Source organism: Pseudomonas sp. S3_B11, assembly GCF_054667715.1.
In genome coordinates this window covers 4,615,715-4,631,576 of the sequence record NZ_CP162749.1, presented here as the reverse complement: position 1 = coordinate 4,631,576, position 15,862 = coordinate 4,615,715, and the positions used below count along the sequence as shown (strand labels likewise).

The window sequence follows — 15,862 nt, the reverse complement described above, 5'->3', positions numbered from 1 at the left end:
CGATGGCCCAGAAGATCATTCGTGTCGGCGACATCGAGATTGCCAACGACAAGCCCATGGTGCTGTTTGGTGGCATGAACGTGCTGGAAAGCCGCGACATGGCGATGCAGGTCTGCGAGGAGTACGTGAAGGTCACCCAGAAGTTGGGTATCCCTTACGTGTTCAAGGCCAGCTTCGACAAGGCCAACCGTTCGTCCGTGACCTCCTACCGTGGCCCGGGCCTGGAAGAAGGCATGCGGATCTTCCAGGACATCAAGCAAGCCTTTGGCGTGCCGATCATCACCGACGTCCACGAGCCGGCCCAGGCCGCGGTCGTCGCCGAGGTCTGCGACATCATCCAGTTGCCGGCTTTCCTGTCGCGCCAGACCGACCTGGTGGTCGCGATGGCCAAGACCGGCGCGGTGATCAATATCAAGAAAGCCCAGTTCCTCGCGCCCCAGGAAATGAAACACATCCTGAGCAAGTGCGAAGAGGCTGGGAATGACCAGTTGATCCTCTGCGAGCGCGGTTCGAGCTTCGGTTACAACAACCTGGTAGTCGACATGCTCGGCTTCGGCATCATGAAGCAGTTCGAATACCCGGTATTCTTCGACGTGACGCACGCCTTGCAGATGCCGGGCGGTCGTTCCGACTCCGCTGGCGGTCGTCGCGCCCAGGTGACCGACCTGGCCAAGGCTGGCATCAGCCAGTCCCTGGCTGGCCTGTTCCTTGAAGCCCACCCGGATCCGGACAATGCCAAGTGCGACGGCCCTTGTGCCTTGCGCTTGAACAAGCTGGAACCTTTCCTGTCTCAGCTCAAGGCGTTGGACGAGCTGGTCAAGAGTTTTCCGACAATAGAAACCGCGTAACGCGGTTTTCTCCGGTAAAGTACCGCTCGATTATCGCTCTGGCCCGCTGGCCGCACTGCTCTTGTGGGAGCATGGCTTGCCAGCGATGGCGTCCTTGAGGCCCCCATCGCCGGCAAGCCGTGCTCCCACAGCGTTTTCGTCAACTTTGGAGTGTTTACAACAATGGCAAAAATCGTCGACATCAAAGGTCGTGAAGTTCTCGACTCCCGTGGCAACCCCACTGTTGAAGCGGACGTGCTTCTCGACAACGGTATCATCGGCAGCGCCTGCGCGCCGTCCGGTGCTTCCACTGGCTCGCGCGAAGCGCTGGAGCTGCGTGATGGCGACAAGAGCCGTTACCTGGGCAAGGGCGTGCTCAAAGCCGTCGCCAACATCAACGGTCCGATCCGCGAGCTGTTGCTGGGCAAGGATCCTGCCGACCAGAAAGCCCTCGATCACGCGATGATCAAGCTCGACGGTACCGAAAACAAAGCCACCCTGGGCGCCAACGCGATCCTCGCCGTGTCCCTGGCCGCTGCCAAGGCCGCTGCCCAGGACCAGGACCTGCCGCTGTACGCCCACATCGCCAACCTCAACGGTACCCCGGGTGTCTACTCGATGCCGGTGCCGATGATGAACATCATCAACGGCGGCGAGCATGCCGATAACAACGTCGACATCCAGGAATTCATGGTGCAGCCGGTTGGCGCCAAGACCTTCTCCGAAGGCCTGCGCATGGGCACCGAGATTTTCCATCACCTCAAGGCTGTGCTCAAAGCCCGTGGCCTGAGCACCGCGGTTGGCGACGAAGGCGGTTTCGCACCGAACCTGGCGTCCAACGAAGACGCGCTGAAAGTGATCTCCGAAGCCGTGGCCAATGCTGGCTACAAGCTGGGCACCGACGTGACCCTGGCCCTGGACTGCGCCGCCAGTGAATTCTACGAAGACGGCAAGTACAACCTGTCCGGCGAAGGCCAGGTGTTCACCGCCGAAGGTTTCGCTGACTACCTCAAGGGCCTGACCGAACGCTATCCGATCATCTCCATCGAAGACGGCCTGGACGAGTCCGACTGGGCTGGCTGGAAAATCCTCACCGACAAGATCGGCGAGAAAACCCAGCTGGTGGGTGACGACCTGTTCGTGACCAACACCAAGATCCTGAAAGAAGGCATCGACAAGAAGATCGCCAACTCGATCCTGATCAAGTTCAACCAGATCGGTACCCTGACCGAAACCCTGGAAGCCATCCAGATGGCCAAGGCGGCCGGCTACACCGCCGTGATCTCCCACCGCTCCGGTGAAACCGAAGACTCGACCATTGCCGACCTGGCCGTGGGCACTGCGGCAGGCCAGATCAAGACCGGTTCGCTGTGCCGTTCCGACCGCGTTTCCAAGTACAACCAGCTGCTGCGTATCGAAGAGCAGTTGAACGGCAAGGCCAAGTACAACGGTCGCGCCGAGTTTCGCGGTTAAGCGGTAAATGGTAAAAAGACAGCGGATTAGGTCGCAAAAGTCGCCATGGCGACGGTTTTGCCTCTAATCTGATGCCTTATCAAGCACAAGCCTGGGTTTTCCAGGCTTCGTGCTATCAGACGCTTCAAAGTTTGGCATGGCGGTCTTTTTTCACTGGATACCTGATATTCGATGCGCAGTCCCAATTGGTTGTTTCTTGTCTTGCTCCTGTTGCTGGCCGGCCTGCAGTACCGCCTGTGGGTGGGCAATGGCAGCTTGGCGCAAGTGGCCGACCTGACTCAGCAAATTGCCGACCAACACGCCGAGAACGAGGCGCTGCTTGAGCGTAATCGGGTGATGGACGCCGAAGTGACAGAGCTGAAAAAAGGCATGGAGACCGTTGAAGAACGGGCTCGACATGAACTGGGCATGGTCAAGGAGGGCGAAACCCTCTACCAGTTGGCCCAATGAGTATTCGTTTGCCGGCCTTCTGGGCCGTGATTCCTGCCGCGGGCGTTGGCGCTCGTATGGCCGCGGACCGTCCCAAGCAATACCTGCAGTTGGGCGGACGCACAATTCTTGAACACAGCCTCGGCTGTTTCCTCGATCATCCCACCGTCAAGGGCGTGGTGGTCAGCCTTGCACACGATGATCCTTACTGGCCGACCCTGGCCTGTGCCAACGACACACGCATCCAGCGCGTCGACGGTGGCGAGCAACGTTCGGATTCAGTGCTCAATGCCTTGCTGTACCTGCACGAGCAGGGCGCCGACGATCACGACTGGGTGCTGGTGCACGACGCCGCCCGGCCCAATCTGGCCCGGGATGATCTGGACACACTGCTCGGCGAGTTGGCGACCGATCCAGTCGGCGGCCTGCTGGCCGTCCCGGCGCGCGACACCCTCAAGCGCGTCGACAAACACGGCCGCGTGCTGGAGACCGTTGATCGCAGCGTGATCTGGCAAGCCTACACGCCACAGATGTTCCGCCTCGGCGCCTTGCATCGGGCCTTGGCCGACAGCCTGGTTGCAGATGCGCTGATTACCGACGAAGCGTCCGCCATGGAATGGGCGGGGCAGGCGCCGCGGCTGATCGAAGGGCGGGCCGATAACATCAAGGTCACCCGGCCGGAAGATCTGGAGTGGTTGCGCCAGCGCTGGGCAAATCGGCATTAAACCGGATATGTTTCCTCGTTAGATCTTCATCGTCTGGGCCGGCGCCATCGCGAGCAAGCTCGCTCCCACAGTGGGTTGGTGTGAACACTTGACCGTCATTCGACGATAACCCTGTGGGAGCGAGCTTGCTCGCGATGGCGTCACCCCCAGACGACAAAAAACCACTGTCATCCCCGATATTCCGGTCGCCCAGCCAGCCCTTCCTTCAAAAAATCCACCAACTTGCGCACCTTCGGCGACAGGTGCCGCTGCTGCGGGTACAACGCCCACACCGCCGTATTCGGTGGCTGATGAGCCTCCAGCAGCGAGATCAATGCACCGCTGTGCAAATGCTCCAATACGTAATAATCCGGCAGTTGGCACAACCCCACCCCTTGCAGCGCCGCGTCCAACACCGCTTGCCCACTGTTGCAGCGCCAGTTTCCCTGTACCCGTTGGGAAAATTCCCGCCCGTTCTGCTCCAGTTGCCAGACGTCGGAGCTGCCGATCAGGCAATTGTGGCGGCTCAGTTCCGACAAGCTATGGGGCCGCCCGTAGCGTTCCAGGTAAGAGGGTGAAGCGCACAGGTACATGCGCCGCGGTGCCAGGCGCGTGGCGACCAGGCGGGAGTCCTGCAGGCGACCCAGGCGAATCGCCAGGTCGAGGCCTTCGTGCACCAGGTCCAGAGGACGGTTGCTCAGCTCGATGTCTACCCGCAACTGCGGGTACAGCCCCATGAACCGCGTTACCAGAGGCACGATGAACCGTTCGCCATAGGCCACGGCGCAGGTCATGCGCAGCATGCCCTTGGGTTCGCTGGTGAGATCGCCCACCGCCCGCAGTGCTTCCTCGCGCCCGTCCTGCAGGCGTTGGCAATGCTGCAAAAATGTCTGGCCGGCCTCGGTCAGGGTGACCCGCCGGGTACTGCGGTAGAGCAAACGTGTCTGCAAACGCTCTTCAAGCCGTACGATTTGTCGGCTGATGTGGGAAGACGAAACCCCGAGACGTTCAGCGGCGGCGGTGAATTGACTGCATTCGGCCACGGCGACGAACTCGTCGATCCCTTCCCAGCGGTTATCGGACATGAAGGATTATCCCTGTACAGCAATAATGTTTTGCTTTTGGTTGGATTATTCATCGTCCGGCGGAGGATTACACTCCCGGTCTTGTTTTTATTTGCTGGAGAGTCCGGATGATCAAGTCGCGCGCTGCCGTTGCCTTCGAGGCCAAGAAACCCCTGGAAATCGTTGAAGTCGACGTCGCCATGCCCAAGGCGGGCGAAGTGCTGTTGCGCGTGGTGGCTTCCGGTGTCTGCCACACCGACGCCTATACCTTGTCGGGCGCCGATCCGGAAGGGATCTTCCCGTCGATCCTCGGTCACGAAGGCGGCGCGATTGTCGAAGCCATCGGCGAAGGCGTGACCTCGGTCGCGGTGGGCGACCATGTGATCCCGCTGTACACGCCGGAATGCGGTCAGTGCAAATTCTGTAAGTCAGGCAAGACCAACCTCTGCCAGGCGATTCGCGCCACCCAGGGCAAAGGCCTGATGCCGGACGGCACCTCGCGTTTTTCCTACAAGGGCGAGACGATTTTCCACTACATGGGCACCTCGACGTTCTCTGAGTACACCGTGCTGCCGGAAATCTCCGTCGCGAAGATTCAAAAAGAAGCCCCGCTGGAAAAGGTCTGCCTGCTGGGTTGCGGCGTCACCACCGGTATCGGCGCGGTCCTCAACACCGCCAAGGTCAAGCCGGGTGACACCGTGGCGATCTTCGGCCTGGGCGGCATCGGCCTGTCGGCAGTGATTGGCGCGGTGAAGGCCAAGGCTTCGCGCATCATCGCCATCGACATCAACCCGGCCAAGTTCGAAATCGCCAAGCAACTGGGTGCCACCGATTGCGTCAACCCGAAAGACTTCGACCGTCCGATCCAGGAAGTCATCGTCGATATGACTGACGGCGGCGTGGACTTTTCCTTCGAGTGCATCGGCAATGTCCAGTTGATGCGTGCCGCGCTGGAGTGCTGCCACAAAGGCTGGGGCGAGTCGGTGATCATCGGTGTGGCCGGCGCCGGCCAGGAAATCGCCACCCGCCCCTTCCAGTTGGTGACCGGGCGCGTCTGGCGCGGTTCGGCCTTTGGTGGCGTGCGCGGTCGCAGCGAGTTGCCAAGCTATGTGGCAATGGCCGAGACGGGCGAGATCCCGCTGGATACGTTCATTACCCACACCATGGGCCTGGAAGATATCAACAAGGCGTTCGACCTGATGCATGAAGGCAAGAGCATCCGCACCGTTATCCATTTCTGAGGTCGGTCATGAGTCTGGAAAACATCTCCTGCCAGAAAAGCTTCGGCGGCTGGCACAAACGTTACCGGCACCGTTCCGACGTGCTCGGTTGTGACATGGTGTTTGCCGTGTACCTGCCGCCGCAAGCCGAGCAGGGCGGCAAGTTGCCTGTCCTGTATTGGTTGTCCGGGCTGACCTGCACCGACGAGAACTTCATGCAAAAGGCCGGTGCCCAGCGCATGGCCGCCGAGTTGGGCCTGATCATCGTCGCGCCGGACACCAGCCCTCGTGGCGCCGACGTGCCGGGCGATCCGGACGGTGCCTGGGACTTCGGCCTGGGGGCGGGTTTTTATCTGAACGCCACGCAGGATCCGTGGGCACGGCACTATCGGATGCATGACTACGTGGTGCAGGAATTGCCGACACTCGTCGAAGCGCATTTCCCTGCCTCGGACAAACGCGGCATCAGTGGTCATTCCATGGGCGGTCATGGCGCGCTGGTCTGCGCCTTGCGCAACCCGGGGCGTTACCGCTCGGTGTCGGCCTTTTCGCCGATCAACAATCCGATGGATTGCCCATGGGGCCAGAAGGCTTTCTCTCGTTACCTGGGGGAAGACCGTTCGAAATGGCGTGAATGGGATGCCTGTGCATTGATTGCCGAGGCGCAGGAGAAGCTGCCACTGCTGGTGGACCAGGGTGATCGCGATGATTTCCTGACCAACCAGCTCAAGCCCGAAGCCCTGCAACAGGCGGCCAAGGCTGCCGACCATCCGCTGGAACTGCGCCTGCAACCGGGCTACGACCACAGCTATTTCTTCATCGCCAGCTTCATTGATGACCACTTGCAGCATCATGCGCGCGCTCTAAACGCCTAATGCAGGTAGAATCACGCCCTGACAAAAATCGGGGCGTTTTTTTATGCGTATTGGCCACGGCTACGATGTTCACCGTTTCGCTGAAGGCGATTTCATTACTCTGGGCGGCGTGCGGATCGCACACGGCTTCGGGCTGCTCGCGCATTCTGACGGTGATGTCCTGCTGCACGCCTTGAGCGATGCGTTGCTTGGCGCGGCTGCCCTGGGTGACATCGGCAAGCACTTCCCCGACACCGACCCGCAATTCAAGGGCGCCGACAGCCGCGTGCTGCTGCGCCATGTGGTCTCGCTCATCCACGCCAAGGGCTGGAAAGTCGGCAATGTCGATAACACCATCGTTGCCCAGGCCCCCAAGATGGCGCCGCACGTCGAAGCGATGCGCCAACTGATTGCCGAGGATCTTCAAGTTGAGTTGGACCAAGTGAACGTGAAAGCCACCACCACCGAGAAGCTTGGCTTCGTCGGTCGCGAAGAAGGCATTGCCGTCCACTCCGTTGCCTTGTTGCTGCGCCCATGACTGAACTGGAACTGTTGGGGCCGCGGGCCTACGGCGAACCGCTGGGCAGCGCGGTACTCAAGGCCACCGCTGAAGATTTCCAGGTCGATGAAGTGCTCGACATCCCGTTGACCGGCGATGGCGAGCACCTGTGGATCTGGGTTGAAAAACGTGGCTTGAACACCGAAGAAGCGGCCCGGCGAATCGCCAAGGCTGCCGGCGTGCCGTTGCGCACCGTCAGCTACGCGGGGCTCAAGGACCGTCAGGCCCTGACCCGCCAGTGGTTCAGCGTCCAATTGCCGGGCAAGGCCGATCCGGACCTGTCGGCGGCAGAGAACGACACGCTGAAAATCCTCAAGACCGCACGCCACAGGCGCAAGCTGCAACGCGGCGCGCACTCGGCCAATGGCTTTACCTTGCGCCTGACCCAATTCAAGGGCGACACTGGCGGCGATCGATGCGCGCCTGCAGCAGATTGTCCGCCAGGGTATCCCCAACTATTTTGGCGCCCAGCGTTTCGGCCATGACGGCGGCAATGTCGTCGATGCCCGGGCCTGGGCGACGCGCAAGGCGTTGCCGGAACAGCGCAATGTGCGCTCGCGGTTGTTGTCCACCGCCCGCAGTTTCCTGTTCAACCGGGTGCTGGCGGCGCGGGTCGCCGACGGAACTTGGCAAAAAGCCCAGGTTGGTGATTTGCTTGCCTTCACCGACAGCCGCAGTTTTTTTCCGGCCGGCGAGGCTGAGTGCAGCGACCCGCGCCTGGCCATTCTCGACCTGCACCCGACCGGGCCGCAGTGGGGCGAGGGACCTTCGCCTGCCGCTGGTGCGACGTTTGAGCTGGAACAAGCCATCGCCGCGGGCGAGGCCGATTTGCGGGACTGGTTGATAAACGCGGGAATGAGTCACGAACGTCGCATCCTGCGACTGCCCATTGGCGGGCTGTCGTGGCATTATCCCTCGCTGGACATTCTGCAACTGGAATTCGTCCTGCCGGCCGGATGTTTCGCCACTGTCTTGGTGCGCGAACTCGTCGATCTGGTGCCGGTGGGGCAGACGGACAGCCCATGCGTATTCTGATTTCTAACGACGACGGGGTGACTGCACCCGGTCTTGCCGCGCTTTATGCTGCGCTGGCGGATTTTGCCGAGTGCGTGGTCATCGCCCCGGACCAGGACAAAAGCGGCGCCAGCAGCTCGCTGACGCTCGACCGTCCGTTGCACCCCTGCTATCTGGATAACGGTTTCATCAGCCTCAACGGCACCCCGACCGATTGCGTGCACCTGGGCCTCAACGGCTTGCTGGAGCGTGAGCCGGACATGGTGGTGTCGGGTATCAACCTGGGCGCCAACCTGGGGGACGATGTGCTTTATTCCGGCACGGTTGCCGCCGCCCTGGAAGGTCGCTTTCTGGACAAGCCATCGTTTGCCTTTTCGTTTGTTTCGCGGCAGGTCGATAACTTGCCGACCGCCGCCTACTTCGCCCGTAAACTGGTCGAAGCCCACGGCGAGCTGGAGCTGCCGCCACGCACGGTGCTGAACGTGAATATCCCCAACCTGCCGCTCGATCACATCCGTGGCATCCAGCTCACTCGCCTGGGCCACCGTGCCCGCGCCGCCAAACCGATGCATGTCGTCGACCCGCGCGGCAAGGCCGGTTACTGGATCGCCGCCGCCGGTGATGCCGAGGACGGCGGGCCGGGCACTGATTTCCATGCGGTGATGCAAGGTTATGTCTCGATCACGCCGTTGCAGTTGGACCGTACCTTCAACGACGCCTTTCGAAATCTCGATGGCTGGCTGGAGGGGCTGCGCTGATGGCTCGTGAGCAAGACGATATGCTGCGCCGCGGAATCGGCATGACCTCCCAGCGCACCCGTGAACGACTGATCCAGCGTCTCTACGAAGAAGGTCTCTCCAACGCCCAGGTGTTGGAAGTCATTCGCCGCACGCCGCGCCATCTGTTCGTCGATGAAGCCCTGGCCCATCGCGCCTATGAAGACACGGCGTTGCCGATCGGCCACAACCAGACCATTTCCCAGCCATACATGGTGGCCCGCATGAGCGAGTTGCTGCTGGAGGCGGGGCCGCTGGACAAGGTGATGGAGATCGGTACCGGCTCGGGTTACCAGACGGCGGTGTTGTCGCAACTGGTCGAGCGGGTGTTTTCCGTAGAGCGGATCAAGGTACTGCAGGATCGCGCCAAGGAACGCCTGGTTGAGTTGAACCTGCGCAACGTGGTGTTTCGCTGGGGCGATGGCTGGGAGGGGTGGCCGGCCCTGGCGCCGTACAACGGCATCATCGTGACCGCGGTGGCCACCGATGTTCCCCAGGCCCTGCTGGATCAGCTTGCTCCCGGCGGGCGACTGGTGATTCCGGTAGGCGCCGGTGAAGTCCAGCAACTGATGCTGATCGTGCGTGAAGAACACGGTTTTTCGCGACACGTCCTGGGGGCGGTGCGGTTCGTGCCGTTACTCAATGGGCCGTTGGCCTGAGCATTTATAAACAGACGCTGAATTCCGTGGCCTGGCCTGTGTCTTACAGCGGCACCGATTTGCTGAACAGAGTCCAACGGCGTCGAGCAAACGTGTGCGGCGGCACATTGCGCTTCATTAATAGAGGCGCAGTCGTTGCCAGCTATATTTATATGAGTTCTGCCTGGATAGGCAGTTTCCAATTTTTCTGCCACCACAAAGGGAGCGGCGGGTGAGTCTCACAGTCATTGCGCAGCGTATGGGTATCACGAGCTTTCAGCGCCTGGTGACTGGCCTTGTCTTGAGCACTTTGCTGGTCGGATGTTCCAGTACGCCGTCGGGTAATGTCCGGGTTGTCGATCGCAACAACAGTGCAACACCTCAACGTCCTACAGTAACGACCGGCCAATATGTAGTCCGTCGCGGCGATACGCTGTTTTCCATCGCTTTCCGCTACGGCTGGGACTACAAAGCCCTTGCGGCGCGTAACAACATTCCTGCGCCTTATACGATTCACCCAGGTCAGACGATTCGCTTCGATGGCCGTAGCGGTTCAACGCCTACCGCAGTGGTTACGCAGTCGGGTTCGACGCCTTCTTCCTCGAGTAAAACCACGGTTATTCGCCGGCCGACGGGGGCTGAAGCGGCAACAGTACCGTCCGTCGCGAGCAAACCGACCCCCGTTCCGATGCCTCCGGCAGGCCCCGCCCCGACAGGCTGGGGATGGCCTTCTAGTGGCGTTCTCATTGGAAAATTCTCTTCAAACGGTAGTTTGAATAAAGGAATTGATATCGCCGGGGATTTGGGACAGCCTGTTTTAGCCGCGTCTGATGGCACGGTTGTGTACGCCGGGAGTGGTTTGAGGGGCTACGGCGAACTCGTGATCATCAAACACAGCGATACCTACGTCAGTGCCTACGGTCACAACCGCAGGCTGTTGGTTCGGGAGGGGCAGCAGGTCAAGGTCGGACAGACAATTGCCGAAATGGGATCAACGGGAACAGACCGGGTGAAACTGCATTTTGAGATTCGCCGACAAGGTAAACCAGTCGATCCGCTGCAATTCCTGCCACGGCGTTGATTTGATTGTCAGCCTGTTCCGTCACGTAGAGGGAACAGGCTCCAGCGTTGCCAAGGATAAAGGCGTCGCTTGAGCTTGAGGTCGAACTCACCAAAGGACTATAACAATGGCTCTCAGTAAAGAAGTGCCGGAGTTTGACATCGACGATGAGGTTCTCCTTATGGAGACCGGCATCGCTATGGATTCGATGTCGAATGATGAAGGGGCGACTCCACCTTCCGTTCGTGCCAAATCCAAACACTCCGCTTCGCTTAAACAACATAAGTACATCGATTACACCCGGGCGCTGGACGCCACTCAGCTGTACCTCAACGAAATCGGTTTTTCGCCACTGCTCTCCCCCGAGGAAGAAGTTCATTTTGCGCGGCTGTCGCAAAGTGGCGACCCGGCCGGTCGAAAACGCATGATTGAAAGCAACCTGCGCCTGGTGGTGAAAATCGCCCGACGCTATGTCAATCGTGGGCTTTCGCTGCTGGACCTGATCGAAGAGGGCAACCTGGGCCTGATTCGCGCCGTCGAGAAATTCGACCCCGAACGCGGCTTCCGTTTCTCGACCTACGCCACCTGGTGGATCCGCCAGACCATCGAACGGGCGATCATGAACCAGACCCGGACCATCCGGTTGCCGATTCATGTGGTCAAGGAGCTGAACGTCTATCTGCGGGCCGCCCGTGAGTTGACCCAAAAACTCGACCATGAACCTTCACCCGAAGAAATCGCCAACCTGCTGGAAAAACCGGTAGGTGAGGTCAAGCGCATGCTTGGGCTCAACGAGCGGGTCTCTTCGGTAGACGTCTCGCTGGGGCCGGACTCGGATAAGACCCTGCTGGATACCCTGACCGACGATCGTCCGACCGATCCGTGCGAGTTGCTCCAGGACGATGACTTGTCCCAGAGCATCGACCAGTGGCTTTCGGAACTTACGGACAAGCAACGGGAAGTGGTGATTCGCCGCTTCGGCTTGCGCGGTCATGAAAGCAGCACGCTTGAAGATGTGGGCCTGGAGATTGGTTTGACCCGTGAGCGGGTGAGGCAGATCCAGGTTGAAGGTCTCAAGCGCCTGCGAGAGATCCTGGAGAAGAACGGCTTGTCGAGCGAGTCGTTGTTTCAATAACCCAAGGCGAGTGCAGCAGAAAGGCCCTGATTGGCTGTGATGCTGTTCACTTGGAAAAAACGGTGCTTCTTTCAGAAATGGAAAGTGCCGTTTTTTTTGGCTTGGGTTTGGGGGTATATCCGTTTCTTCGGTCACGGCTACTTATGGTTCCGCCCTTACGGCGGGTCACTTTTGGACAGAGCCCCCCGTGTCAGCCTACCTGTCACCACTGTTGATCGACTCGATCATTCAAGGGGGCGAAGGGCCCACGGAGCAATGCCGGAGTGAGGGCACACCGAGCCTAGGCGAGTTGCCGAGTGGTGGGGCATGAGCGTTTTGCTTACTTTTGACTGGGTCGGCTTCCGGGCTTCTCAAAAAGTGAGCCGCGGTAAGAGCGGAACCGTAAGTGGCCGTTACCGAAGAAATGGATATACACCCCCCTCGTAAAAACTATAGATCATCATCATTACGACTGGTCTGGAACCTAAGCGTTTCTGAGGGGGCGTTTTCCAGTCCCGTTCTATTTGTAGTTTCAGCGTGTAAGCCTTTGCCTAGTGTTACGTAAGCGTTCAGTTCCTCATCGGCCGGACAGACCGCTATAAATACCGTGATCCTTTTGTATTTGACTGATTTATAACGAAAATTTGTTGATGAACGTAGCGTGACAGAGCAAGCCACCTGTATCAGTCGCGTTGCACTCGCCTGGGAAAATACTAATATCAGTCCTGTGTCGACGGACAGACACACCCGTCAAGGACGATGGGAAGGAAGGATATCGCAGGACGCGATTCATCAGGATGATGAAAAGGATTAAAGGGATTAGGGAAAAAATGTGGGCGGGTCAAACCGCCCCTTTTTTTGCCTGCGATTTCTTGACCCGAAAAAGCAAAAAGGCCCGCAAGGGGCCTTTTCCACGAAAGCAGCAACGATCAGCGTTCCAGATCCTTGAGCTTGCCTTCCTTGCCATCCCACTCTTCGGCGTCCGGCAGCGCATCTTTCTTCTCGGTGATGTTCGGCCAGATGTCCGCCAGTTCTGCGTTCAGCTCGATGAAGTTCTCCATGCCGGCCGGCACTTCGTCTTCCGAGAAAATGGCGTTCGCCGGGCATTCCGGTTCACACAGGGCGCAGTCGATGCACTCGTCCGGGTGAATGACCAGGAAATTCGGCCCTTCGTAAAAGCAGTCCACCGGACACACTTCTACGCAGTCGGTGTACTTGCACTTGATGCAGTTGTCGGTGACGACGAAGGTCATTTCTAATTCTCTCCTCAGGCGGCGGCAGCGAAGCCCCTTCACGGTAGGGTCGCCAGGTTCGGGAGCGATAGTCTGCGAACCAGGCTAATAGTCCGCAGCATCCCAAACCGCGCGCGATTCTAACAGCTTGAAAGCCTGTGTGTTAGATCCGTGTCTTCAATGTATAGAGTAAATCCAGTGCCCGACGAGGTGTCAGGTCGTCCAGATCGAGCTTGGCCAGTTCATCGAGTACCGGATGCGGCAGGCTGGCGAACAGGTCGCTTTGCTGCGGTGCGGCCGGTTTGCCTTTGGTCGGGCGCGGCGCTTCGTGGGGCAGGCTGGTGGTTTCCAGGCGGCTCAGGTGCTCGCGGGCACGGGTAATGACTTCACTTGGCACGCCGGCCAGTTGCGCCACCGCCAAGCCGTAGCTCTGGCTGGCCGGGCCGGGCAGCACGTGGTGCAGGAAGACGATGCGCTCGTTGTGCTCGGTGGCATTGAGGTGAACGTTGGCCACCAAAGGCTGGCTTTCCGGCAACACGGTGAGTTCGAAGTAATGGGTAGCGAACAGCGTGTAGGCCCGCAGGTGCGCGAGGCGCTCGGCCGCTGCCCAGGCCAGGGACAAGCCGTCGAAGGTGCTGGTGCCGCGTCCAACTTCGTCCATCAGCACCAGGCTGCGTTCGGTGGCGTTGTGCAGAATGTTCGCGGTTTCGCTCATTTCCACCATGAACGTCGAACGTCCACCGGCCAGGTCGTCGCTGGAACCGATCCGGGTGAAGATCCGGTCCACCAGGGACAATTCGCAACTGGCCGCCGGGACGAAACTACCAATATGGGCCAGCAGCACGATCAACGCGGTTTGGCGCATGTAGGTGGATTTACCGCCCATGTTCGGGCCGGTGATCACCAGCATGCGGGTGTTGTCGTCCAGGCTCAGGTCGTTGGCCACGAACGGCGTGGTCAGTACTTGCTCGACCACCGGGTGACGACCCTGGCTGATGCGCATGCACGGCTCACTGACGAAGCGCGGGCAATTGAGGTCCAGGTTCAGCGCGCGTTCGGCCAGGTTGCTCAGCACATCCAGCTCCGCCAGGGCGCCAGCAGTGTCCTGTAACGGCGGCAGTTGGCTGATCAGGTCTTCGAGCAACGCTTCATAGAGCATCTTTTCCCGGGCCAGGGCGCGGCTCTTGGCCGACAGCGCCTTGTCTTCGAACGCCTTGAGTTCCGGGGTGATGAAACGCTCGGCGCCCTTGAGGGTCTGGCGACGGACGTAGTCGGCCGGAGCCTGTTCGGCCTGCTTGCTCGGCAATTCGATGAAATAACCGTGGATGCGGTTGTAGCCGACCTTGAGGTTGGCAAGGCCGGTACGGGCTTTTTCTCGGGCTTCGAGGTCGATCAGGAACTGGCCGGCGTTCTCGCTCAGCGCTTGCAGCTCGTCGAGTTCGGCGTCGTAGCCGGTTTTCAGTACGCCACCGTCACGGATCACCGCCGGTGGGTTGTCGATAATGGCTTTTTCCAGCAGCGCGGCCAGCTCCGGGTAGGTGCTGGTGGTGCGCGCCAGTTGCTGCAGGTGCGGCGCTTCGAGGTCTGTCATCGCCACCTGCAGTTCGGGCAACGCGCCGAGGGCATCGCGCAGGCGCGCCAGGTCGCGGGGACGGGCGTTGCGCAAACCGATGCGGGCGAGGATCCGCTCGATGTCACCGATTTCCTTGAGCTGTGGTTGCAACTGCTCGAAGCGATAACGATCCAGCAGGCAGGTAATGGAGGACTGGCGCGCCAGCAGCACGGTCAAGTCCCGCAGCGGCCGATTCAACCAGCGTGTCAGCAGGCGGCTGCCCATGGCGGTCTGGCAGCGATCGACCACCGATTGCAAGGTGTTGTCGCGCCCGCCGGCCAGGTTGGTGTCCAGTTCCAGGTTGCGGCGGCTCGCGCCGTCCAGCACCACGGTGTCATCCAGGCGTTCGTGCCGCAGGCTGCGCAAGTGGGGCAGGGCGGTGCGCTGGGTTTCCTTGGCGTAGGCCAGCAGGCAACCGGCAGCGCCGATGGCCAGGGTCAGGTTCTCGCAACCGAAGCCCTTGAGGTCCTGGGTGGAAAACTGCTGGCAGAGACTTTTCAGCGCCGAGTCACGCTCAAAATCCCACGGCGCCCGACGACGCACGCCACGGCGTTTTTCTGCCGGCAGGTCTTTGGGCCAGTCATCAGGAATTAAAAGCTCTACTGGATTGACCCGTTCCAGTTCCGCCAGCAGGTTTTCCCAGCCCTTGATTTCCAGTACCGAGAAGTTACCGCTGGTGATGTCCAGCACCGCCAGGCCGAACAGGCGCTCGTCGCCCAGGACTGCGGCGATCAGGTTGTCCCGACGTTCGTCCAGCAAGGCTTCGTCACTGACCGTGCCCGGGGTGATGATCCGCACGACTTGGCGTTCCACGGGGCCTTTGCTGGTGGCCGGGTCGCCGACTTGTTCGCAGATCACCACGGATTCGCCGAGCTTGACCAGCTTCGCCAGGTAACCTTCTGCCGCGTGGTAAGGAATCCCGCACATCGGAATGGCCATGCCCGCCGATTGCCCACGTGCCGTCAGGGTGATGTCCAACAGCTTGGCGGCCTTCTTTGCGTCCTCGTAGAAGATTTCGTAGAAGTCGCCCATGCGGTAGAACATCAGCTGATCGGGGTGCTGGTTCTTCAGGCGCCAGTATTGCTGCATCATCGGCGTGTGGCTGGAGAGGTCGTTCACGGCGGTATTCATGGGTGTCAGGCAAGCTCGTTGAAAGGTGTGGGGCAAAAGGAGGGGCATTGGCCCGGCTTTTCCGCGATGGGCGCAAGGTTAACATGGGTGGTCTGTGCTACCCATATGTGAGTGGTTTTTGGGATTGGGGACTTATCCGTTTTTTCGGTAACGGC

General features: G+C 60.1%; 14 protein-coding genes and 1 pseudogene. 12 read left to right on the top strand and 3 right to left on the bottom strand.

What is annotated here, in order from left to right:
• Window positions 1-2 precede the first annotated feature (2 nt).
• From kdsA to ispD, 4 genes are all read left to right on the top strand, one after another.
• Window positions 3-848, top strand: coding sequence for a 3-deoxy-8-phosphooctulonate synthase (gene kdsA / locus AB4O22_RS20925; protein WP_003198268.1), 846 nt, complete (start codon window positions 3-5; stop codon window positions 846-848).
• A gap of 162 nt (window positions 849-1,010) precedes the next feature.
• Window positions 1,011-2,300, top strand: a complete 1,290-nt coding sequence (gene eno, locus AB4O22_RS20920; RefSeq protein WP_013692387.1) for a phosphopyruvate hydratase — start codon at window positions 1,011-1,013, stop codon at window positions 2,298-2,300.
• A 171-nt stretch (window positions 2,301-2,471) separates the two neighbouring features.
• Window positions 2,472-2,750: a cell division protein FtsB gene (gene ftsB, locus AB4O22_RS20915; RefSeq protein WP_003184873.1), complete on the top strand. Its 279-nt coding sequence runs from the start codon at window positions 2,472-2,474 to the stop codon at window positions 2,748-2,750.
• Complete coding sequence (ispD, locus tag AB4O22_RS20910; RefSeq protein WP_460097059.1) at window positions 2,747-3,454, top strand: 2-C-methyl-D-erythritol 4-phosphate cytidylyltransferase; 708 nt, start codon at window positions 2,747-2,749, stop codon at window positions 3,452-3,454. The genes ftsB and ispD overlap by 4 nt, the downstream gene beginning before the upstream one ends.
• A 167-nt stretch (window positions 3,455-3,621) precedes the next feature.
• Here the strand turns inward: ispD and AB4O22_RS20905 are convergent, their stop codons facing one another.
• Window positions 3,622-4,518 (bottom strand): LysR substrate-binding domain-containing protein, encoded by an 897-nt coding sequence (locus tag AB4O22_RS20905; RefSeq protein ID WP_003198274.1) that lies wholly within the window; start codon window positions 4,516-4,518, stop codon window positions 3,622-3,624.
• 107 nt (window positions 4,519-4,625) lie between these two features.
• Here AB4O22_RS20905 and AB4O22_RS20900 point away from each other — a divergent pair, with 107 nt between their 5' ends.
• The 8 genes and pseudogenes from AB4O22_RS20900 to rpoS all read left to right on the top strand — a co-directional run bounded on the left by AB4O22_RS20900 (window position 4,626) and on the right by rpoS (window position 11,753).
• A complete protein-coding gene (locus AB4O22_RS20900; protein WP_003198276.1) occupies window positions 4,626-5,738 on the top strand; it encodes an S-(hydroxymethyl)glutathione dehydrogenase/class III alcohol dehydrogenase in 1,113 nt (370 codons plus the stop codon).
• Between the two features lie 8 nt (window positions 5,739-5,746).
• Window positions 5,747-6,592 (top strand): S-formylglutathione hydrolase, encoded by an 846-nt coding sequence (gene fghA / locus AB4O22_RS20895; protein WP_212795592.1) that lies wholly within the window; start codon window positions 5,747-5,749, stop codon window positions 6,590-6,592.
• Between the two features lie 43 nt (window positions 6,593-6,635).
• Window positions 6,636-7,109: a 2-C-methyl-D-erythritol 2,4-cyclodiphosphate synthase gene (gene ispF, locus AB4O22_RS20890; RefSeq protein WP_460097058.1), complete on the top strand. Its 474-nt coding sequence runs from the start codon at window positions 6,636-6,638 to the stop codon at window positions 7,107-7,109.
• Window positions 7,106-8,165: pseudogene (truD, locus tag AB4O22_RS20885) on the top strand (tRNA pseudouridine(13) synthase TruD). The gene ispF and the pseudogene truD overlap by 4 nt, the downstream one beginning before the upstream one ends.
• Complete coding sequence (gene surE / locus AB4O22_RS20880) at window positions 8,153-8,902, top strand: 5'/3'-nucleotidase SurE (protein ID WP_038856712.1); 750 nt, start codon at window positions 8,153-8,155, stop codon at window positions 8,900-8,902. Before truD ends, surE begins: the two are co-directional and overlap by 13 nt.
• A gap of 41 nt (window positions 8,903-8,943) precedes the next feature.
• A complete protein-coding gene (locus AB4O22_RS20875) occupies window positions 8,944-9,579 on the top strand; it encodes a protein-L-isoaspartate(D-aspartate) O-methyltransferase (RefSeq protein WP_170862085.1) in 636 nt (211 codons plus the stop codon).
• 211 nt (window positions 9,580-9,790) lie between these two features.
• Window positions 9,791-10,639: a peptidoglycan DD-metalloendopeptidase family protein gene (locus AB4O22_RS20870; RefSeq protein WP_100264191.1), complete on the top strand. Its 849-nt coding sequence runs from the start codon at window positions 9,791-9,793 to the stop codon at window positions 10,637-10,639.
• Window positions 10,640-10,745: 106 nt separating this feature from the next.
• Window positions 10,746-11,753, top strand: coding sequence for an RNA polymerase sigma factor RpoS (rpoS, locus tag AB4O22_RS20865; protein ID WP_003198289.1), 1,008 nt, complete (start codon window positions 10,746-10,748; stop codon window positions 11,751-11,753).
• 908 nt (window positions 11,754-12,661) lie between these two features.
• Here the strand turns inward: rpoS and fdxA are convergent.
• Together fdxA and mutS are read right to left on the bottom strand one after the other, a co-directional pair.
• The gene (gene fdxA, locus AB4O22_RS20860) at window positions 12,662-12,985 is read right to left on the bottom strand and encodes a ferredoxin FdxA (RefSeq protein WP_003198291.1); all 324 of its coding nucleotides are present in this window, start codon (window positions 12,983-12,985) and stop codon (window positions 12,662-12,664) included.
• 142 nt (window positions 12,986-13,127) lie between these two features.
• The gene (gene mutS, locus AB4O22_RS20855) at window positions 13,128-15,695 is read right to left on the bottom strand and encodes a DNA mismatch repair protein MutS (protein ID WP_167331288.1); all 2,568 of its coding nucleotides are present in this window, start codon (window positions 15,693-15,695) and stop codon (window positions 13,128-13,130) included.
• Window positions 15,696-15,862 lie beyond the last annotated feature (167 nt).

Coding starts and splice junctions, on each gene's coding strand:
- kdsA (WP_003198268.1), top strand. CDS start 3: ATGGCCCAGAAGATCATTCGTGTCGGCGACATCGAGATTGCCAACGAC.
- eno (WP_013692387.1), top strand. CDS start 1,011: ATGGCAAAAATCGTCGACATCAAAGGTCGTGAAGTTCTCGACTCCCGT.
- ftsB (WP_003184873.1), top strand. CDS start 2,472: ATGCGCAGTCCCAATTGGTTGTTTCTTGTCTTGCTCCTGTTGCTGGCC.
- ispD (WP_460097059.1), top strand. CDS start 2,747: ATGAGTATTCGTTTGCCGGCCTTCTGGGCCGTGATTCCTGCCGCGGGC.
- AB4O22_RS20905 (WP_003198274.1), bottom strand. CDS start 4,518: ATGTCCGATAACCGCTGGGAAGGGATCGACGAGTTCGTCGCCGTGGCC.
- AB4O22_RS20900 (WP_003198276.1), top strand. CDS start 4,626: ATGATCAAGTCGCGCGCTGCCGTTGCCTTCGAGGCCAAGAAACCCCTG.
- fghA (WP_212795592.1), top strand. CDS start 5,747: ATGAGTCTGGAAAACATCTCCTGCCAGAAAAGCTTCGGCGGCTGGCAC.
- ispF (WP_460097058.1), top strand. CDS start 6,636: ATGCGTATTGGCCACGGCTACGATGTTCACCGTTTCGCTGAAGGCGAT.
- surE (WP_038856712.1), top strand. CDS start 8,153: ATGCGTATTCTGATTTCTAACGACGACGGGGTGACTGCACCCGGTCTT.
- AB4O22_RS20875 (WP_170862085.1), top strand. CDS start 8,944: ATGACCTCCCAGCGCACCCGTGAACGACTGATCCAGCGTCTCTACGAA.
- rpoS (WP_003198289.1), top strand. CDS start 10,746: ATGGCTCTCAGTAAAGAAGTGCCGGAGTTTGACATCGACGATGAGGTT.
- fdxA (WP_003198291.1), bottom strand. CDS start 12,985: ATGACCTTCGTCGTCACCGACAACTGCATCAAGTGCAAGTACACCGAC.